The sequence below is a fragment of the Rhodanobacter sp. FW021-MT20 genome (assembly GCF_041107475.1).
GTDB classification, from domain to species: Bacteria; Pseudomonadota; Gammaproteobacteria; order Xanthomonadales; family Rhodanobacteraceae; genus Rhodanobacter_A; species Rhodanobacter_A glycinis.
Window position 1 is genome coordinate 17,301 of the sequence record NZ_JBGBPX010000015.1, and the last position, 18,622, is coordinate 35,922.

Annotated in this window: 18 protein-coding genes; 15 read left to right on the top strand and 3 right to left on the bottom strand. The window is 63.4% G+C overall.

The features are described from left to right. Positions 1-155 precede the first annotated feature (155 nt). The 15 genes from AB7849_RS14735 to AB7849_RS14805 all read left to right on the top strand — a co-directional run bounded on the left by AB7849_RS14735 (position 156) and on the right by AB7849_RS14805 (position 15,260). Positions 156-869 (top strand): helix-turn-helix domain-containing protein, encoded by a 714-nt coding sequence (locus AB7849_RS14735; protein WP_008217257.1) that lies wholly within the window; start codon positions 156-158, stop codon positions 867-869. A 264-nt stretch (positions 870-1,133) separates the two neighbouring features. Then, positions 1,134-3,305, top strand: coding sequence for a nitric-oxide reductase large subunit (locus AB7849_RS14740; protein ID WP_202799680.1), 2,172 nt, complete (start codon positions 1,134-1,136; stop codon positions 3,303-3,305). Positions 3,306-3,429: 124 nt separating this feature from the next. Continuing rightward, on the top strand, positions 3,430-4,119 hold the full coding sequence (locus tag AB7849_RS14745; RefSeq protein ID WP_008217259.1) for a YoaK family protein: 690 nt from the start codon (positions 3,430-3,432) through the stop codon (positions 4,117-4,119). Positions 4,120-4,173: 54 nt separating this feature from the next. Next, positions 4,174-4,557 (top strand): sulfurtransferase TusA family protein, encoded by a 384-nt coding sequence (locus tag AB7849_RS14750; RefSeq protein WP_369501223.1) that lies wholly within the window; start codon positions 4,174-4,176, stop codon positions 4,555-4,557. Then, complete coding sequence (locus tag AB7849_RS14755; protein ID WP_369501224.1) at positions 4,538-5,794, top strand: hypothetical protein; 1,257 nt, start codon at positions 4,538-4,540, stop codon at positions 5,792-5,794. The genes AB7849_RS14750 and AB7849_RS14755 overlap by 20 nt, the downstream gene beginning before the upstream one ends. Beyond that, positions 5,791-6,195, top strand: a complete 405-nt coding sequence (locus AB7849_RS14760; protein ID WP_050984407.1) for a putative zinc-binding protein — start codon at positions 5,791-5,793, stop codon at positions 6,193-6,195. Before AB7849_RS14755 ends, AB7849_RS14760 begins: the two co-directional genes overlap by 4 nt. After that, positions 6,195-7,064 (top strand): ubiquinone anaerobic biosynthesis accessory factor UbiT, encoded by an 870-nt coding sequence (ubiT, locus tag AB7849_RS14765; RefSeq protein WP_008217262.1) that lies wholly within the window; start codon positions 6,195-6,197, stop codon positions 7,062-7,064. The genes AB7849_RS14760 and ubiT overlap by 1 nt, the downstream gene beginning before the upstream one ends. Positions 7,065-7,098: 34 nt before the next feature. Next, positions 7,099-8,124 carry a quinolinate synthase NadA gene (gene nadA, locus AB7849_RS14770; protein WP_037102783.1) on the top strand — a complete coding sequence of 342 codons (1,026 nt, stop codon included), beginning with the start codon at positions 7,099-7,101 and terminating at the stop codon, positions 8,122-8,124. Continuing rightward, positions 8,121-9,569 (top strand): L-aspartate oxidase, encoded by a 1,449-nt coding sequence (locus tag AB7849_RS14775; protein ID WP_369501225.1) that lies wholly within the window; start codon positions 8,121-8,123, stop codon positions 9,567-9,569. Before nadA ends, AB7849_RS14775 begins: the two co-directional genes overlap by 4 nt. A 119-nt stretch (positions 9,570-9,688) precedes the next feature. Further along, complete coding sequence (fabA, locus tag AB7849_RS14780; RefSeq protein WP_008217268.1) at positions 9,689-10,204, top strand: 3-hydroxyacyl-[acyl-carrier-protein] dehydratase FabA; 516 nt, start codon at positions 9,689-9,691, stop codon at positions 10,202-10,204. 1 nt (position 10,205) lies between these two features. Then, the gene (gene fabB, locus AB7849_RS14785; RefSeq protein ID WP_008217269.1) at positions 10,206-11,414 is read left to right on the top strand and encodes a beta-ketoacyl-ACP synthase I; all 1,209 of its coding nucleotides are present in this window, start codon (positions 10,206-10,208) and stop codon (positions 11,412-11,414) included. A gap of 47 nt (positions 11,415-11,461) precedes the next feature. Next, the gene (trhA, locus tag AB7849_RS14790; RefSeq protein WP_008217271.1) at positions 11,462-12,121 is read left to right on the top strand and encodes a PAQR family membrane homeostasis protein TrhA; all 660 of its coding nucleotides are present in this window, start codon (positions 11,462-11,464) and stop codon (positions 12,119-12,121) included. Between the two features lie 458 nt (positions 12,122-12,579). Then, positions 12,580-14,340, top strand: a complete 1,761-nt coding sequence (locus tag AB7849_RS14795; protein ID WP_081491894.1) for a ribonucleoside triphosphate reductase — start codon at positions 12,580-12,582, stop codon at positions 14,338-14,340. A 51-nt stretch (positions 14,341-14,391) separates the two neighbouring features. Further along, complete coding sequence (gene nrdD / locus AB7849_RS14800) at positions 14,392-14,586, top strand: anaerobic ribonucleoside-triphosphate reductase (protein WP_008217275.1); 195 nt, start codon at positions 14,392-14,394, stop codon at positions 14,584-14,586. Further along, complete coding sequence (locus AB7849_RS14805) at positions 14,583-15,260, top strand: anaerobic ribonucleoside-triphosphate reductase activating protein (protein WP_008217278.1); 678 nt, start codon at positions 14,583-14,585, stop codon at positions 15,258-15,260. Before nrdD ends, AB7849_RS14805 begins: the two co-directional genes overlap by 4 nt. A gap of 204 nt (positions 15,261-15,464) precedes the next feature. On the opposite strand, the gene AB7849_RS14810 is transcribed toward AB7849_RS14805, so the two are convergent. The 3 genes from AB7849_RS14810 to AB7849_RS14820 all read right to left on the bottom strand — a co-directional run bounded on the left by AB7849_RS14810 (position 15,465) and on the right by AB7849_RS14820 (position 18,576). After that, complete coding sequence (locus AB7849_RS14810; RefSeq protein WP_369501227.1) at positions 15,465-17,714, bottom strand: TonB-dependent receptor; 2,250 nt, start codon at positions 17,712-17,714, stop codon at positions 15,465-15,467. 97 nt (positions 17,715-17,811) lie between these two features. After that, on the bottom strand, positions 17,812-17,958 hold the full coding sequence (locus AB7849_RS14815; protein ID WP_157618241.1) for a hypothetical protein: 147 nt from the start codon (positions 17,956-17,958) through the stop codon (positions 17,812-17,814). 225 nt (positions 17,959-18,183) lie between these two features. After that, positions 18,184-18,576: a DUF2946 domain-containing protein gene (locus tag AB7849_RS14820; protein WP_008217285.1), complete on the bottom strand. Its 393-nt coding sequence runs from the start codon at positions 18,574-18,576 to the stop codon at positions 18,184-18,186. Positions 18,577-18,622: the final 46 nt, after the last annotated feature.

The window sequence follows — 18,622 nt, forward strand, 5'->3', positions numbered from 1 at the left end:
GGCAGCGTCACCCCCTGGAGCTGTTTGACGCAGCCGGCATGTGGATCAACCACGAGAGCAGTGCCGCCGCTGCTATCATGATCCAACCTGAGTCGGTATCGGCACACGCTATGTCGTCCAAAACCCCCGGAATCGTCGATCCGAGCCGCAACCCGATGGTTGACGATGGCGACGAGGTGCGATTCTGCAGCACCTGTGCCTTTTCCAACGTCTGCATTTCCGCCGGCTACGACAAGGTGGCGCTCGGCGAACTCCACGTCCTGGTCGAGCATGTCGGACCGTTCCGGGCAGGTGAGCGCCTGTTCCGGACGCGTGACCCGTTCAAGGCCATTTATGCGGTACGCGGCGGGTTGGTCAAGACGGTCAGCGTCGACGTGGACGGCAAGGAACAGGTACTGGGGTTCTACCTTCCCGGCGAAGTGATCGGATTGAATGGCATCTATCCCGAGCACTACCCGTGCGACGCCGTGGTGCTGGAGACCTCCTATTTCTGCCGCTTCTCCTTTCCGGCAATCAGTGCACTGGCATCGCGCATGCCGAAATTGCAGCAGCAGTTGTTTCGGCTATTGTCCAAAGAGCTGGCGCTTACTTCCATGCTCGCCGGAGACCACTCCGCCGAGGTACGCATGGCCGCCTTTCTGGTGGACCTGTCTGACCGCTTCGGTGCGAGCGGATTTTCCGAGAGACACCTGGTCCTGAACATGTCGCGGATCGACATCGGCAACTACCTTCGTCTCGCTTCGGAAACGGTCAGCCGGTTGCTGACGCACATGCGTGAACGGGGACTGATTCGGCTGGAAGGGCGGCAACTGGAGATTCTGGACGGCAAGGCGTTACGCATGCTTGCACGCAGTGCCATAGAGCACTGAACCACCATTCCTTGACGTGACAGTTTGTCACGTCGGTTCCTGATCTACGTCAGTCGCAAAGACGGGCCATTGCAACATCATGCACGCCCGGCAGCGCTACTAACGAGGAGAGGTGGAATGAAAACAACCGTGCCCTACTCAGGGCCAGCCGGTCCCCAGGACCGGACCAGCAAGGTGTTGATCTGGATATTTCTGCTTGCCGTTGTGCTCTGCGGTGCGGGGATGATGTGGGCAACGAAGAGCACTTATGCGCAGGTTGCTCCCTTGCCACAACAGATGCTGGGCAGACACGGCCAAGTGGTGATGAGCCGTGCCGACATCGTGGCAGGCAAGTCGGGCTTCCAGCGGGCAGACCTTATGGACTACGGAAGCCTGTATGGCATGGGCTCGTCCTTTGGCAACGACTACACCGCCGAATACCTGGTGCAGTTGGCGCACCAAGTGCAGGACAACCTGGCTCAGGCAACCTATGGTAAGCCGTTCAATGCCATCGACACGGATCAGCAGGCGGGCATCACCCGCGAGATGCGTGCACAATTGCACGGCATGGACCTGACCCGGTCCGACGTGCAACTGACTGACGCCGTAGCCGATGCGCTGATCACCTTGCGTGGGCAGATCGCCACGTCTTTGCTCACCGACAATTTTGCCAAGGGTTACAGTCGGGCACGCAGCCTGGACAAGGTTACAGCGGAGCAGACGGCCAGCTTCCTGCTTTATTCATCGCTGACCACAGTGGCCCATCGACCGGGCAAGAACTATTCCTGGACGAGCAACTGGCCGGCCGAGCCGCTGGTGGGAAATGCACCCACGTCATCCACGTTCGTTTGGACCTGGGCCTCCTTTACCATGGTGTTCTTCGCCATCGGCGCGGTGTTGGTGATCTTCAGGCTATGGATCGAACCGAAGGCTGCCAACGAGACCTTCGAACCGGTACTGCAGGGTTTCATGAAACCGACGCCCAGCCAGAAAGCGCTTTGGAAGTACTTCCTGGTGGTCGCCGGTGTGCTGCTGTTGCAAATCCTCGCCGGTTCGATCATGGCGCATTACTACACTGATCGCGCCGGATTCTATGGTATCGATGTCGATCACTGGCTGCCGTTCGCGTTCCTGCGCAGCGTGCATCTGCAGGCTCCGATTGTCTGGATCGGCGTAAGCTGGATCGGTGCCGGCTTGTTCCTGGCACCGCTGATCGGCAAACGCGAGCCTGCCGGCCAACGCGGGCTGGTAAACCTGATTTTCTGGGTCCTGGTGGTCATCGTCGTCGGCGCCCTTGTCGGCGACTATCTCGGCATCATGGGGATGGTGGGCAAGCACTGGTTCTGGTTCGGCAACCAGGGATTGTCCTACCTGGAGATCGGCCGGTTCTGGCAAATCCTGTTCTTCGTGGGTCTGGCAGTCTGGTGCCTGGTACTGCTACGCGCCTTCCTGCCCACGCTGCGATCACTGTTCCGGCAGAGTGGCGGTTCGATCCTGGGCGCCTTCCGGATCGAGCACCTGCTGTGGATGAGCACGGTGACCGTAGTGGTGTTCTATGTGTTCGGCATGATTCCGCTGGGCAAGCCCAATCCGTCGTTCGCGATCACCGATTTCTGGCGCTGGTGGGTAGTCCACCTGTGGGTGGAGCTGGCCTTCGAGCTGTTTGCCGCAGCGGTGACGGGATACTTCCTGATGGCCTTCGGCCTGGTTTCGCGGCAGATGGTCGAGCGTGCCGTGCTGTTCGAGTGGATCCTGATCGTCATCGGCGGTGTACTGGGTACCGGCCATCACCTGTATTGGGCCGGTGAGCCCGGTCTTTGGGTGGGCGTGGGCAGCATGTTCTCCTTCATCGAGGTGCTGCCGCTGGTGTTGCTGGCGCTGGAGGCGATCGACCAGCAGAAGCACATCAAGGAGAAGGAGGGCTTCCAGTACAAGCTGGCCTACCTCTACATTCTGGGGGCGGCATTCTGGAACTTCGTCGGTGCCGGCGTCTTTGGTGGCGGTACGCTCAATGCCCCGCTGGTCAATTATTACGAACACGGCACGTTCCTGACCCTCAACCATGCGCACACCTCCATGTTCGGCGCCTTCGGCCTGCTGGCGATAGGTCTGCTGTACATGGCGTTGCGTTATCTCAATGGCGATCGTCCGTGGAGTGACCGCACGGGTATCTGGGCGTTCTGGCTCTACAACATCGGCGTGGTGATGTGGATCGTGATGAACTTCTTCCCGATCGGCTGGCCACAACTCGAGGCGGTGTACACGCACGGCTATGCGTACGCACGCAGCATGAAGTTCTACGACACCACGACCTTCTGGCAATGGATGCGCATGCCGGGCGACATCGTGTTTGCCGTGGGTGCCTTGCTGATGGCCTGGGATTTTGTCGCCAAGTTGTGGGCGCAGCGTAGCCCCCGGGACACCTTGCTAGTACATGGCTCGAAGCAATCTGCCTGATTGCAGGTAATGCAATGGAGGAGGCCCGCCAAGGCGGGCCTCCTTCTTGCGTTACCTGCATGGCCAACCGGTTCTTTAGTACGTATTGCTGCACAGCCACTTGAAACCATGAGGAGTCGATCACGTGCCATGGCTGCGACGTTTGCCCCGTTGGGCGTGGTATGGGACCGGCGTGCTGGCCTTCATTGCCGGCCTCGTCAACGCGGCCGGATATCTCGGCTTCCGGCATCAATCCCTCAGCAACATGACAGGCAACGACAGCTTGCTGGGCCTTGCTTTGGGGCAGGGACATGGTGGCGAGGCGCTGCACTGGGCGCTTACGATCGTGGCTTTCGTTGCCGGCGCCGTATTGAGCGGTGCCATCGTGCAAAAGAGCACACTCAAGCTCGGGCGACGCTATGGCGTGGCGCTGGTGCTGGAATCGATACTGCTGTTCGCTTCCGTACCGCTGCTGGATACATCCAATGTCATCGGGCTTTATCTGGCCTCGATGGCGGTAGGGTTGCAAAACGGCATGGTCACAACCTACAGCGGTACCTTGATCCGCACCACCCACGTGACGGGCTTCTTCACTGACCTTGGCGTTTATATCGGCCATTACCTGCGCGGGTTGCCGGTGGACACGTTACGCATGCGGGTAACCGTTCTGGTGGCAAGCAGCTTCATGCTTGGTAGCGCCGCTGGCGCGGTGCTGTTTCCCTTTATGGGGGAGCGTACGCTGCTCATTCCCGCCATCCTCACGGGCACCTGCGGGCTGGGCTACGGCCTGTATCGCCAGTACTCGAGGCCAGGGACGCCAGTAGGACCGAAATAAGTTCGTCGGTGGCGCAACTGCAAGGATCCTGTCCATCTTCCGCCACGTGTCGCGATGACCATAGCCCATGGCCATAGCCTGGCAGGCCATGATCGCCACAAACTGATCCAAGTCAGTCCGTCAGGTCGGCAGACCTGCTGCAATGGCCGCATGCTTGGACTTCCGTCTCGTACAGTGACCCGCCAGAACGGCACGACCGCCATGCTGGAGCATGATCTGCGGGGGCTTCCCAGCCCATTGCCATTCGAGCGGGCGCTGGAACTTGTGGAGCAATTGGCGCCGGGGCAGGTCGTATGTGTGCTGACGCCCTTCCATCCCTTGCCTCTGCTGGATTTACTTGCGGCTCGCGGCTATGACGTCCGTACGTCGGTATTGGCCGATGGTGGAACCCGGGTGGAGGTTGGCTGCATGCTGGCTCATGACCCGACTCGCGATTGAACAGGCACCGCGGGCATCCTTGCCGCGTCGTTTTCTACTCGCCGTGCCGTTGTGGGGCATGGCGGGGGGCGTGTTGCTGTGTCTGGACGGCTCCGGCGCGCTGCTGGACCGCTGGCAGCCCGCGACCTTGGCGCTGGTCCACGTCTACGCCCTGGGTGTGCTCGGCAACACCATGTTCGGCAGTCTGTTGCAATTTACTCCGGTGGTCGTGGGTGCACGGCCGCTGGCGCTCCGATGGCTGGGATGGCCTCTGTACGGCCTGCTGAACGTTGGCGGCGTATTGCTGGTCTGCGGCCTGCGTGCGGGGTGGACACTCGCACTCACCGCGGCGGGCATCTTGTTGCCGTTGAGCTTCATGCTGCTCGCGGCCATGTTGCTGCCGGGTATCCTTTGCGCGGTTTCACAGCGCCTGTTGCGTGCCGGATTTGTCGTGTCGCTGGTCAGCGCCCTGGTCGCGGCCGTGCTGGGTGGGCGGCTTGCGCTGGGCCTGGGCGGCAATCTCGCGGCGCTGGACCCGGACTGGGTCGATATGCATGCCAGCTGGGCCGTGCTGGGTTGGGTCATCGTGCTGGTCGCCAGCGTGGCGCGGATCGTAATGCCGATGTTCCAAGGCACGGATACCGTTCCGGCACCGGTACAGACCCTCTGGCTGGGCAGCCTGGTGACGGCTCTTGTGGCGGGGGGATGGATGCGGGCGGCGCATGTTTCCGCGGTACCGTTGCGCCAGCTCGTTGCGGTTCACGTGCTGTTGTTTGCCGGCGCCTTGTTGTGGATGCAGTGGCGTGCCACGCGACTGCGCCGTGGTGCCCTGTTGTACAGCTGGCGAATCGGTTTGGTCACGCTGGCGGCAGCAGCACTGGTGTTGCTTGTCGATGCCGATGCGAGTCTGCTGGCCGCGGTACTCGGCCTGGCTATCGGCCTTCCACTGCTGGTCAACGGGATGGCGTTCGAAATTGTCGCCTTCCTGAGCTGGATTGACCTGCGCCGGTGCGTGCGCCGCGGCATCCAACTGCCGGGTGTACAGCGGCTGCTGCCGGAGCGCGACAAGTTGCAAGCCCTGTCTGCACAGGTTCTGGCCGACCTGTTGCTGGTTGCGGCCGTGTGCTGGCCGCAGCCATGGCTTGCGCGAGCTACCGGGCTGGCCTTGCTGCTGACCTGGGGCGGACAGTACCGGGCGCTGGCCGGCGCAAGTCGTCGCGGAAGCCGTTTCCTGTTGACCGTGGAGGATCGCCCGTGAACACCAAGTTGCCCCTCGTCTATTCCTGCTCTGGCTGTTCCAGCGCAGCGCAGATGGCCAACCAGCTTGCGCTGTGGCTGGACCGTGCCGGCACCGCTGAAATGTCGTGCATCGCCGGCGTGGGCGGTGGAGTCACGGGGCTGGTGCGCACGGCGCAAAGCGGGCGCCGCATACTCGCGCTGGACGGCTGTGTGCTGAAATGTGCTTCGGCCTGCCTCGCCACCGTAGGAGTGGTCGCCGACACGCATGTGTTGCTGTCCGACTTCGGTGTGAAGAAACGCCAGCATGCCGACTTCGACCACGCACATGCACGGACACTGTATGCCACCGTAGTATTACCGGCGGCACAAGCCCTCGGGCACGATCAGGCGCGTCCCGTAGTCGCCGCGGGGGCTGCCTGATGTCTTCCGTGTCCGCACGCTTCATGCTGGCACAGTTGCGTCTGGCCATCGATCATGTCGATGATGGCCTGATCGTGTTGCTTGCGGCACGTCGGCGTCTGGTGCAAGGCGTAGCCGCCGTGAAGCCGCGTGCCGGCGTACCGTCACGCGATCCCATGCGCGAAGGCAGGGTTCGCGCCCGAGCGCAAGCGCTGGCATGGCGTCTGAATCTGCCGCAGCGCACCGCCACCGGCGTACTGGACCTTGCCATTGGCGATGCCTGTCGGCTGCAGGGCGTGATGGTTGATCCTGATCAAGACGCTACTGCGGCTATGCACGCCATCATGCCGTCCGCCATGACAAATACATTGACCGATACGTTACCGACGAAGTCTCTCGCACGACGCCTGTTACGGCTGCTGCCGCCGCCGCGAGCGGTAGCGCCGTTGCTGCGCATGTTGCCAGCACGGGCCCAGCACGCCTTGCTGGAAAGGGCGATGGCACGCGTGCTCGACGTGCCGCTGCAGGATGGCACGCTGGACTTCATGCGCGGCCGCCGCCTGGCTATTGAAGTCAGCGACCTGCAGTTGCGCTGGGTGCTGGAACTGGAGGGCGATCGCCTGCGCGTGATCGATGCCGAACCCGAGGCCAGCGTACGTGGCAGCGCGACCGACTTGCTGTTGCTGGCCGGTCGCCTGGAAGACGCCGACACGCTGTTTTTCCAGCGTGCGCTGAATCTTACCGGCGACACCGAGTTGGGACTCACCGCACGCAACCTGCTGGAACGCCTGCCATGGGAATCGGTACCACTGGCACTACGCATCGTCCTCAACCGGGGGGCCCGTTTCGCCCGTGCGGCCCGTTCGGCGCATCGTGGCGAATCGGCCTGACGCATTCCGTTGTTCTCCCTAGCCGACCATGTTGATGACCGACCAAGCAAGTCTGCCCGTGCCAATCTGGTGCGATGAACTCGAATACGAATACGCGGCACTGGTCGAGCGCCTGGAGCTGCTGGTGCCGTGTCTGGAAATTCCGCTGCACCTGCCGTGGATCGACGCAATCAACCGGTTGAAGAAGCAGCGCGGTGCGGTGGTCATGGCGCACAGCTACCAGTCGCCGGAGATCTTCCATGGCGTGGCCGACATTACCGGTGATTCGCTGGGTCTGGCCCATGCCGCGGCCACCTGCGACGCCCCTCTGATCGTCCTGTGCGGCGTCCACTTCATGGCCGAGAGCGCGAAAATCCTGGCACCGGAAAAGACCGTGCTGATCCCGGATCTCGAAGCCGGCTGCTCGCTGGCCTCGTCGATCACTGCCGCCGACGTGCTGGCGCTGCGTGCACGACATCCGGGCGTTCCGGTGGTGAGTTATGCCAATACCCCTGCTGCGGTGAAGGCGGAATCCGATGCGATCTGCACTTCGGCCAATGCGGTGCAGGTGGTCGAGTCGATGGGCACGGACAGGGTGATCTTCCTGCCCGACGAATTCCTTGGCCGCCACGTCGCCAGCCAGACCCGCGTCGAGCTGGTGCTGTGGCATGGCCGCTGCGAAGTGCATGAGAAGTTCACCGCGCAGCAGGCGCGGCATGCGCGCGAGCAATTCGATGCAAAGCTGGTGGCGCATCCGGAATGCCCGCCGGAGGTGCTGGCCGAGGTGGACTTCGTCGGCTCTACCACCGCGATGGGCAGGTGGCTGGAGCGGGAGAGGCCGGAACGGGTGGCGCTGATCACCGAATGTTCGATGGCCGATAACCTGCGCGCGCAGTTTCCGGCCACGCAATTCATCGGGCCGTGCAATCTGTGCCCCCACATGCAACGGATCACCTTGCAGAACGTCTACGCCTGCCTGCGCGACCTGCAGCACATGATCGAGATTCCCGCCGATGTCGGCGTGCGTGCACGGGCTGCTCTGGATCGCATGTTGTCGGTGGGCCGGCGAGAGCGGGCATGAGACACGCACGCCTGCCGGTGGTGGTCGTGGGGAGCGGGGTGGCCGGACTGACCGCCGCGTTGGCGGCGGCACCGGCGCCGGTACGACTGCTATGTCGCGCACACGATGGTGCGGGCAGTGCCAGCGCACTGGCCCAGGGCGGTATCGCGGCGGCAGTCGACCCGCAAGACAGTCCTGCCGCGCATGCCGCCGATACCCTGGTGGCCGGTGCGAATCACAACGATGCGCCGATGGTGCAGTGGCTGACGGCAGAGGCGCCGGGCGCGATTGCCTGGCTTCAGGCCCAGGGCGTGGCTTTCGATCGCGATACCGAAGGCGGGCTGTTGCTGGGCAGGGAAGGCGGACATGGTGCAGCGCGCATCGTGCACGCCGGCGGCGATGCCACCGGCGCGGCACTGATACAGGCGCTGCGTGCGAAAGCACAGGCCGCCGCCCACGTGCAGTGGCGTGGCGGCGTCGACGTCGATGGCCTGCTGCTCCGTGATGAGCGCGTGGTGGGTGTGCGAACCCGCGACGGACGCGGGCGGGTTGAAGACGTGGAGGCATCAGCCGTGGTGCTGGCCACCGGTGGCATCGGTGCCCTGTTTGCGCGTACCAGCAATCCGCCGGGTGCCGATGGTGCGGGTCTCGCGCTGGGATTGGCCGCGGGTGCCGCGGTGCGCGATCTGGAGTTCGTGCAATTCCATCCCACCGCGCTGGATGTGCCGGGACAGCGCCTGCCGCTGATTACCGAGGCGTTGCGAGGGGCCGGTGCCCGGCTGCACGATGACGCCGGCCACGCCTTGATGGCCGGCGTACATCCGCTGGGCGACCTGGCGCCGCGCGACGTGGTGTCGCGTCGTGTGGCCGAAATACAGGCATCGGGCGGCCAGGCCTGGCTTGATGCGACCGGCGTCGAGGGCGACTGGGAACGGTGTTTCCCCACCGTGCTGGCGGCATGCCTGGAACACGGTTTCGATCCGCGGCGGAGCGTATTGCCGGTCACGCCGGCGGCACATTTCCACATGGGCGGACTGGCAACCGACCGCAACGGGCACACCAGCGTGCCGGGTCTCTACGCCGTCGGCGAGGTGGCCTGCAACGGCGTGCACGGAGCGAACCGGCTGGCCAGCAATTCGTTGCTGGAGAGCGTGCTGTGCGGGCGACGGCTGGGCAAGGTGCTGGCGAACACGGCACGCTCCAGAATCGGAAATGGCGTCATTCAGGTGGTCGAACGCGGCAACAGCCTGCCGGCTGCCCAGCTTGCAGCGTTGCGCGAGCTACTCTGGCAGGCGGGCGGCCCCGTGCGTGAAGACCTTGCCTTGCGCGATGCCTTGCGGACCTGCACGAAGCTGGCACGCATCGGCTGGCAGGCCACGCTGGCCAAGACGCTGCTGCATGCGATGCGCCTGCGCAGGCACTCGCTGGGGGCACACCACCGATGTGATCGCGTCTGTGTGGCCTAAGCCGGGCGGCGTGAGCAGCAGTGGTTTACCGCAGCCAGCACGGGCGAGGGTTGATCGGGGTCAAGATGGAATGAAGCCGGACTCGTCACACTGGGCTTTCCTCATTTCGCGAGCAATTCATGACACGTCTTTCCTCGTTCGATTACGAACAACTTCTTGCCTGCGGTCGTGGCGAACTTTTCGGTGACGGCAATGCCCGCTTGCCATCACCACCGATGTTGATGTTCGATCGCATCACGCATATCTCCGAACAGGGCGGAGACCATGGCAAGGGAGTTATCCAGGCCGAACTGGATATCTGCCCGGACCTGTGGTTTTTCGACTGCCACTTCATCGGTGATCCGGTGATGCCCGGTTGTCTTGGCCTGGATGCCATGTGGCAACTCAGTGGTTTCTTCCTGCCCTGGCTGGGTGAGCCCGGGAGGGGGCGTGCGCTGGGCGTGGGTCAGGTGAAGTTTTCCGGGCAGGTGACGCCGAGTGCGAAGCGGGTGAGCTACGAGATCGATATCCGTCGCGTGATGCGCGGCAAGTTGGCCTTGGTGATCGCCGACGGCAAGACTTTTGTCGACGACCGCCTGATTTACGTGGCAAGCGACATGCGCGTTGGCCTGTTCCAGTCCACCGGGGGCTTTTGAGATGCGCCGTGTCGTCGTGACGGGCATGGGCATCGTGTCGTGCCTGGGCAACCTTCCGGCAACGGTGGCACGCGCGTTGCGCGATGGCCGCAGCGGTATCCGGGCGATTCCCGAATATGTCGAACGCGGATTGCGCAGCCATGTCGCTGGCGTGCCGGAGATCGATCTCGATGTGGCGATCGACCGGAAGCTGAAGCGTTTCATGGGTGATGCCGCTGCCTACGCCTACGTGGCGATGCGCTCGGCGATCGCCGACGCGGGCCTGCTGCTGGAGCAGGTGCGGCATCCACGCATCGGCGTGATTGCCGGCTCCGGCGGCGGTTCGGCGCAGTGGCAGATCGAGACAGGTGACATCCTGCGCGAGAAGGGCGTGCGCAAGATCGGGCCGTGCATGGTACCGCGCACGATGTGTTCGACGGTGTCGGCCACGCTGGCCACGACGTTCGGTATCCTTGGCCTGAGCTATTCCATTTCCGCCGCCTGTGCCACCTCGGCACACTGCATCGGCGCCGCGGCCGACCTGATCCGCCATGGTGCGCAGGACGTGATGTTCGCCGGTGGCGGCGAGGAAGAACATTGGGGCATGACCGCGCAATTCGATGCGATGGGAGCGCTGTCCAGCCATCACAACGCCACTCCGGCCCGTGCCTCGCGTCCCTACGACACTCGTCGCGACGGCTTCGTCATCGCCGGCGGTGGCGGCATGCTGGTGCTGGAGGAGTACGAGCACGCCAGGGCGCGCGGTGCGCGCATTCATGCCGAACTGGTCGGTTACGGTGTCACCTCCGACGGGGCCGAGATGGTGGCGCCATCGGGTGAGGGGGCCGTGCGATGCATGCAAATGGCGATGGCCAGTGTCGACACGCCGATCGATTACCTGAACACCCATGGTACCGCCACCCCGCTGGGCGACATCGTCGAGCTTAATGCAGTACGCAGCGTGTTCGGTGATGCCGTGCCACCGTTATCCTCGACCAAGGCGCTGACTGGCCACTCGCTTGGTGCGGCCAGCGTGCACGAGGCGATCTACAGCCTGCTGATGCTCAATGGCGGCTTCGTGGCCGGCTCGGCCCATATCGATGAGCTCGATCCGCGCGCCGAAGGCTTTCCGATCGTGCGCGAAAGCCGAGCGGCAAAGCTGGCCACGGTGATGTCCAACAGCTTCGGTTTTGGTGGTACCAATGCCAGCCTAGTGTTCGCCAAGGCCTGATTCCGCGCGGTCATGTTGACCCGATGATTTTCACAGGAACCCGCAGCATGTCTTCGACGGATGCCGGCACGATCTGCCGGCCACAAAGCTGGGGCGAAGAGCTCGCCAACAGTCTCAGCCACGGCTTGGGCTTGTTGCTGGCGATCGCCGGCCTGCCTGTCCTGATCATCCATGCCTATCACGGTGGCAAAACGTATGCGGTGGCCAGTGCCGCGGTATTCGGCAGCAGCGTGCTGGCGCTTTACCTGGCATCGACGCTTTATCACGCCATTCCGCAGCAGAAGGTCAAGGCGATCCTGCAGGCGCTGGACCACGTCGCCATCTATCTGCTGATTGCAGGTACCTACACGCCGATAGCGCTGGGCGTGTTGCGAGGCGGGTGGGGCTGGGCCATGCTCGGTACGATCTGGACCATGGCCCTGGCCGGAACGCTGTTCAAGGCGATGGGCGGGCTGCGCTTTCCCCGGCTGTCCACGGCGTTGTACGTGATGATGGGGTGGGTAGGAGTGATTGCGATCCGGCCACTCTGGCTGCACATGCAAGCGGGGGGCCTGGCCTGGCTTGCCGCTGGCGGCCTGGCCTATACCTTGGGTGTCGTGTTCTTTGTGCTCGACGGAAGACTGCGTTACAGCCACTTCATCTGGCACCTGTTCGTACTTGCCGGCACCGTCTGCCACTTCTTCGCGGTACTGCTGTACGCACTCTGATTCGTGGCGGGAGTGGCTCGCTGACCGGACCGGCTGTGGAGTGGAGTCCCGGAACCCATGGTTGCCAGGAGAGGGGACTCCAGTGAGGGGCCGGGGGGACGCAAAGCACCTCGCTGTCGCATACCACCGGGGCTGCGGTCGGCGTCCCGGCTGCTTGGTACGCGTACATAAATCAAATCGTGGCCTTGGTGTCTCCGCGGCTGGTGATGTCGTTGGGGCGCGGTTCTGGCTTGTGCGATGACGTGCGGATGGTCCACGTTACGGGCATCGGATGCGACAGGGGGAGGCGACGGTCCTGTCGGCTGTCGCAGCCGGCGCTCCCGGGGTGCCAGCCGATCGCACGCGATTGCGGCGATCGTCCGACGGCACCTGATCGACATGGATCCTGATCTGGATCAATCCATATATGGTTTTTTAATCCCATGATTTACACAACATATTGTGTTCATGGGTGAAATATGAGCGATGCTGAACATGGCTGTACAGTGGCCCCGACGGGGGGAGAAGGTGGCAACGAGCGCATCCAGGTCGATGTGGTCGACACCATCGACGAGTACCTGAGCCGCGCCGACTGGCGGGTCAACGCCAATGCCAACCAGGGCTATTCGCTGGGCGGGCTGATCCTCAATACCTCGGGCAAGGTCACGGCCAACTACTGGTTGTCGCGCGTGTACCCGCCGGAGATCGGCCACGCCCATCGCAACGCCGACCTGCACATCCACGACCTTGACATGCTGTCAGGCTACTGCGCCGGCTGGTCTCTGCGCACGCTGCTGCTGGAAGGGCTCAATGGCATACCCGGCAAGGTCGAAGCTGGCCCGCCTAGGCACCTGTCCTCGGCGGTGGGGCAGATCGTCAACTTCCTCGGCACGATGCAGAACGAATGGGCGGGTGCGCAGGCGTTCTCTTCGTTCGATACCTACATGGCGCCGTTCGTCCGCAAGGATGGGCTGGACTACGCGACCGTGCTGCAGTCGATGCAGGAGCTGATCTACAACCTCAACGTGCCCTCGCGCTGGGGCACGCAGACGCCGTTCACCAACCTCACCTTCGACTGGGTCTGCCCCGCCGACCTGCGCGAACAGGTGCCGGTGATCGGCGGCGAGGAGATGCCGTTCGCCTACGGCGAGCTGCAGGCCGAGATGGGCATGCTCAACCGCGCCTACATCGAGGTGATGACGCGCGGCGACGCCAAGGGGCGGGTATTCACCTTCCCGATCCCCACCTACAACATCACCGCGGATTTCCCGTGGGAGTCGGAGAATGCCGGGCGGCTGTTCGACATGACCGCCAAGTACGGCTTGCCGTACTTCCAGAACTTCATCAACTCCGAGCTCGACCCCGGCATGATCCGCTCGATGTGCTGCCGCCTGCAGCTCGACCTGCGCGAGTTGCTCAAGCGCGGCAACGGCCTGTTCGGCAGCGCCGAGCAGACCGGCAGCCTGGGCGTGGTGACGGTGAATTGCGCACGCCTGGGCTATCGGCATGCCGGCGACGAGCCCGCGCTGCTGGAGCGCCTCGACGAACTGCTGGAGCTGGGCAAGCGCAGTCTGGAGATCAAGCGCACGGTGATCCAGCGGCTGATCGACGAGGGCCTGTTCCCGTACACCAAACGGTATCTCGGCACGCTGCGCAACCACTTCTCCACGCTGGGGGTGAATGGCCTCAACGAGATGATCCGCAACTTCAGCGGCGGCACGCTCGACATCACCAGCGAGGAAGGCCATGCGTTCACGCTGCGCCTGCTCGATCACGTGCGCGGGAAGCTGGCCGATTTCCAGGAGGAGACCGGCCACCTCTACAACCTGGAGGCCACGCCGGCCGAGGGCACCACCTACCGCTTCGCCAAGGAAGATCGCAAGCGCTGGCCCGACATCCTGCAGGCCGGCACCGAGGCGAATCCCTACTACACCAACTCCTCGCAGTTGCCGGTCGGCTTCACCGACGACCCGTTCGAGGCGCTGGAGCGGCAGGACGCACTGCAGACGCGCTACACCGGAGGTACGGTGCTGCACCTCTACATGAGCGAGCGGTTGTCCGGCAGCGCCGCCTGCCGCGAGCTGGTGCGTCGCGCGCTGAGCCGCTTCCGATTGCCGTACATCACGGTCACGCCGACCTTCTCGATTTGTCCCACGCACGGCTATCTGGCCGGCGAGTACGCATTCTGCCCTCGCTGCGACGAGGCTCTCCTCGACCGCAAGCGCCGGCAGGCCGCCTGAAGCGCCACTACCGCAGCATCCACCCTCGACAGAACACACCGGAGAACGACCATGGGTACCACTGCATCATCCACCGAAGCCCCCACCCCCGTCCTTGCCGACAGCGAGCGCCAGCGCTGCGAGGTCTGGACCCGCGTGATGGGCTACCACCGCCCTGTGTCGAGCTTCAATATCGGCAAGCAGGGAGAGCACATGGAACGCCGCTTCTTCGAGGAGCGGGCGGCGGGGCTGGATCGCGCTGCATGATCCGGGTGGGCGGCATGACGCCGCTGACCACCATCGACTTTCCCGGTCGACTGGCGGCGGTGCTGTTCCTGCAGGGGTGTCCGTGGCGCTGCGACTACTGCCACAACCCGCACCTGCTGCCCGCCCGGGCCGGTACCGGCGTCGCATGGACGTCGGTGCTGGCCTTTCTCGAACGCCGTCGCGGCCTGCTCGACGGCGTGGTGTTCTCCGGTGGCGAGCCGACCCTTCAGGCTGGCTTGGGCAAAGCCATCGACGTGGTGCGTGGGCTGGGTTACAGCGCCGCCCTGCATACCGGTGGCATGTACCCGGAACGATTACGCCCAATGCTGGCACGACTGGACTGGATCGGCCTGGACGTCAAGGCGCCGTGGCATCTTTACGACAGCGTCACGCGCCGCCATGGCAGTGGCCGCAAGGTCGGCGACAGCCTGCACGACGTGCTGCACAGCGGGGTCGCTCATGAGTGCCGTACCACCTGGCATCCCGGGTTGTTCCCCGAGAATGAATTGCATCATCTCGCCGATGAGTTGCGTGATGCCGGCGTGCGACATTGGGCGCTGCAGGAATGCCGCATCGATGGGCACCCGCATCCGGAATGGAAAACCCCGGATCTACGGCGGTTGGGCGAGGGCTTCGCGTCGTTCGTGTTCCGGGGCAACCAGCCGGGAGCATGAGCGGCGGCATGCACGGTGAACCGTGGTCCCGTAATCCGCGACGTTCACAAGCGGCAGTTGAATCCCGCGCTCACGCCGTGTCCGTCGCCGGGCAGGTGGACTGGCCGGTCGACGGTCACGGGTTTCCAGGTCTTCCGGAGGTAGAGGCGATTGATGGTGCCCTGGCATGGGTGACGGCGGTAAGGGCTATCGGAACCAGTCTATTCAATATTTGACCGTGGCCGAGACAAAGAATGTACGTGGCATCGACAGCGTGCGCGACCAGGGCTGCGTGACGGCGTAGGCATTTTCCGAATATTTCTTGCCGAAGATGTTCGTCATGCTGGCTGACAGGTCCAGGTTGTCGTTGAGCGCATAGCTCGCGCTCGCGTTGTAGATGACGTTTCCACCTTGCCCGTAATTCGTGCCGTGGGTGGTGGTCTCGTCGAGGTACATCGGGCCGGCATAGAACATCTGCCCATACATCGTGATCCTGTCCGTCGGATTCCAGGTCGCGTCCAGCGACCCCGTCTTCTCCGGGATGCCCACAAGCTGGACATGTAGTGGCGTGGTGATGGAGGACGCTTCGCTGGTGAGGTAGGTGTGGGTGTAGGTGAAATAGGCGCCCAGCTTCAACGACGGAGCGATCCTCCAGCTGCCGTCCAGTTCGACGCCATGCGATTCGCCGTTCTGGTCGTTCGTGTAGTAGTTGGCCGAGCCGCCGCAGTTGGTGAGGTTGGGAGCGGCCGCTGACGAGCTGCACAGGCTCAGCACCGGCTGTGGCGCACCCATCGCCGAGGTGATCCGGTAGGTGGCGATCATGTCCTTGATGCGGTAACGGAAGTAGGTGGCTCCGAGCGAAACCGCATCGTTGCGGTAGTCGCTGCCCACCTCCCAGCCGGTCATGGTTTCCGGTCCCAGGTCCGGATTGGCCACGGTGGTAGGGCCGACGCCGTAGCTGCGGGTGGTGTTGTTGAAGCCCGGCGCGCGGAAGGCTTTGTAGGTGGCGCCACGGAACGACCAGGTATCGGTGGCGTCGTAGTGCAATCCCAGGCCGGGGTTGAACGCGGACTTGCTGCTGGAGGGCAGTGTGCCACCGGAGACCACGCCGGTCGACGCCTTGGTCAGCGTGTGGACCTGATCGGTATTGCGCCAGGAATCGTATCGGCCACTGAAAGTGAGCTGCAGTACGTCGAGCGGCGAGACCTTGGCTTGCACGAACGCGCCGCCGAAGGTCTGCTCGCCTCGACCGTACCCCGTGGCGTTCAGGACCTGCGGGATCTCCGGGCTGCCGGGCGTGGCGAAGAACGATTCGGAGTCCTTGGCCGAGAGGTGGCGATAGTCGATACCGACCTGCAGGCTATTGAAGAACGCGTTGAAGAATCTGGAATAGGTCAGCGAGCTTCCCCGCTCGCGATAGTGCAAGTCGCCGTACTGGCTGTAGTACTCCACCACATCGTTGGAAACGACCTGGTCCTTGGCATTGCTGTTCAGGCATCCGCCAGCGAGTTGGTAATAGCACGTCGCCCCGTTGTACTTGGTGAAGTGCACGTTCTGTGCCCAGGCGCGCAAGGACAGCGAGCTGTCCTTGTCGAAGCGCTGATCCAGCCCGAGTGCCCCGTCCGGATTCTTCTGCAGATTCCGGCCATAGCTGTAGCCGATGTGCTGGTCCTGCTCGTGGTTGCCCAGGCGGAGGAATCCGTTCAGGCTGTGGGTGAGCCGGAAGTAAGCCGATAGCTCGATGTTCGTATCACGCGCCGAGTTGGCCCGCTGTCGCGGAAACTTCCAACGGTACGGTGATGGCGTCGTGATATAGCCGTCGGTCCGGTACTGGTTGACTGCCAGGTTGAGCGCCAACGCGTCGGACACCTTGAAGTTCTGGCTCCAGGACAGGCTGGCGGTGCCATGGTTTCCGGCGCCGACGGTGACGACGCCGGTATTGTCCGAGGGGCGTTTGGTGACGATGTTGACCATGCCGGCCACCGCCATGTTTCCCCAGAGGCTGGACGTGCCGCCGCGGATGACTTCGATGTGGTCGACGTCGGCCAGGGCCACCTTGTGGAACTGCGTCGTCAGATAGAACGGGTCGATGATCGGAATGCCGTCGAGCAACACCAGTACCTTGGCGTTGCCGAGACCGCGCATCTTGGTCTGCTGGCCGGTCGGATCCGAGATGGCGGCGGGGACGCCCGTGAAATTGAAGCCCGGAACCGTCCGCAATAGCTGATCCAGCGTCTGCGACGTCGAGTTCTTGATGTCGTCCTGCGTGATGACCGTGGTGTGCAGCGGCATGTCCTCGGCCAAGGTCTGGTTGAGACTGGCCGATACGGTGACGGTACCGAGGCTGGTGGCATTGTCTGGGCTTGCCTGTGTCGAAGCATCTTCGGCAAAGGCGGGTCCTGCGGCTGCCAGTGCACAGACCATCAAGCTGCCATACATCGGGCCGACAGATCTCTTGAATGCTTTTTCTTTCATGATGATGCCTTGAAATGGGAAGTGCGCACCGGTTGCGCTTTGGCGAAAAGGAGCGTGGCCGGCCATGGATGATTCATCGATCGAGCTTGACCTGCGGCTACGGCCATACGGTGTGATCCGGCCCGGTGTTGACATGGCCGATCAGGCCCTCCCGCGCGGCGTTCAGGTGCTCGGCGTGGGTCTTGTCGTACAGGTCGTCGATATCGTATGCATCCAGGCAACAGCCCGCGTTGAGTGAGAACATGCCGAAGCCTGCGTCTGGTCTTCCGGAAGCAGTCACCGTCATCCCCGAAGGGGAAGCAGGCACGCAACACCACTCGCACGCGAGGCGTGTGGCGAAGGAGACGGAAGCGTGGCGTCAATCCCGGTAAACGAATGAGGGACGATCAGGACAACGTGAAGCCCCCGTTGTCTCGAGTGGACAGGCGGGGATGGCCATCAGCGAAGTTCGTCGCATTCGAGTGGAGGCTTAGACGGCCGGTGGGCCGCGGGAGCGACGTTCCAGCGAGGCAGTCACAGGTGCACGAACCTTCCCGGGAGTCGTCAAGTAAGGCGGCTTCGGCAAGGGAAGGATGGTGAAGTCGAGGTCCGATGCCAGCACCGGACTGTGGCACATCAGCGTGCAATAGCCGCAGACGTCCCCATTCGTCGGCATGCCCGGTTGACTGGGCATGCCAGGGTGTTCATGACGGGTGCGGCCGGAGTGATCGTTTGCCATGGAAACCATGGCGGTGCCTTGGGTCGACCAGGCATACAGGACACGGGAGATAGAGGGTACAAAGAGGATCAGGCCCAAGGCCACCAAGGCCAGCCGCATGACAAAACCGCGTTGAACGTGCCTGCGGATCAAGTCATCCCCCATAGGATCGAACCATGGACCCTAGTCCAGCCATCATGCCATGCTCTCA

Excerpts from the sequence above, each read along its gene's own strand:
- AB7849_RS14735 (WP_008217257.1), top strand. The coding sequence starts at position 156 with ATGGTTGACGATGGCGACGAGGTGCGATTCTGCAGCACCTGTGCCTTT.
- AB7849_RS14750 (WP_369501223.1), top strand. The coding sequence starts at position 4,174 with ATGACCATAGCCCATGGCCATAGCCTGGCAGGCCATGATCGCCACAAA.
- AB7849_RS14755 (WP_369501224.1), top strand. The coding sequence starts at position 4,538 with ATGACCCGACTCGCGATTGAACAGGCACCGCGGGCATCCTTGCCGCGT.
- ubiT (WP_008217262.1), top strand. The coding sequence starts at position 6,195 with ATGTCTTCCGTGTCCGCACGCTTCATGCTGGCACAGTTGCGTCTGGCC.
- nadA (WP_037102783.1), top strand. The coding sequence starts at position 7,099 with ATGACCGACCAAGCAAGTCTGCCCGTGCCAATCTGGTGCGATGAACTC.
- AB7849_RS14775 (WP_369501225.1), top strand. The coding sequence starts at position 8,121 with ATGAGACACGCACGCCTGCCGGTGGTGGTCGTGGGGAGCGGGGTGGCC.
- fabA (WP_008217268.1), top strand. The coding sequence starts at position 9,689 with ATGACACGTCTTTCCTCGTTCGATTACGAACAACTTCTTGCCTGCGGT.
- fabB (WP_008217269.1), top strand. The coding sequence starts at position 10,206 with ATGCGCCGTGTCGTCGTGACGGGCATGGGCATCGTGTCGTGCCTGGGC.
- trhA (WP_008217271.1), top strand. The coding sequence starts at position 11,462 with ATGTCTTCGACGGATGCCGGCACGATCTGCCGGCCACAAAGCTGGGGC.
- AB7849_RS14795 (WP_081491894.1), top strand. The coding sequence starts at position 12,580 with ATGAGCGATGCTGAACATGGCTGTACAGTGGCCCCGACGGGGGGAGAA.
- nrdD (WP_008217275.1), top strand. The coding sequence starts at position 14,392 with ATGGGTACCACTGCATCATCCACCGAAGCCCCCACCCCCGTCCTTGCC.
- AB7849_RS14805 (WP_008217278.1), top strand. The coding sequence starts at position 14,583 with ATGATCCGGGTGGGCGGCATGACGCCGCTGACCACCATCGACTTTCCC.
- AB7849_RS14810 (WP_369501227.1), bottom strand. The coding sequence starts at position 17,714 with ATGAAAGAAAAAGCATTCAAGAGATCTGTCGGCCCGATGTATGGCAGC.
- AB7849_RS14815 (WP_157618241.1), bottom strand. The coding sequence starts at position 17,958 with ATGTTCTCACTCAACGCGGGCTGTTGCCTGGATGCATACGATATCGAC.
- AB7849_RS14820 (WP_008217285.1), bottom strand. The coding sequence starts at position 18,576 with ATGGGGGATGACTTGATCCGCAGGCACGTTCAACGCGGTTTTGTCATG.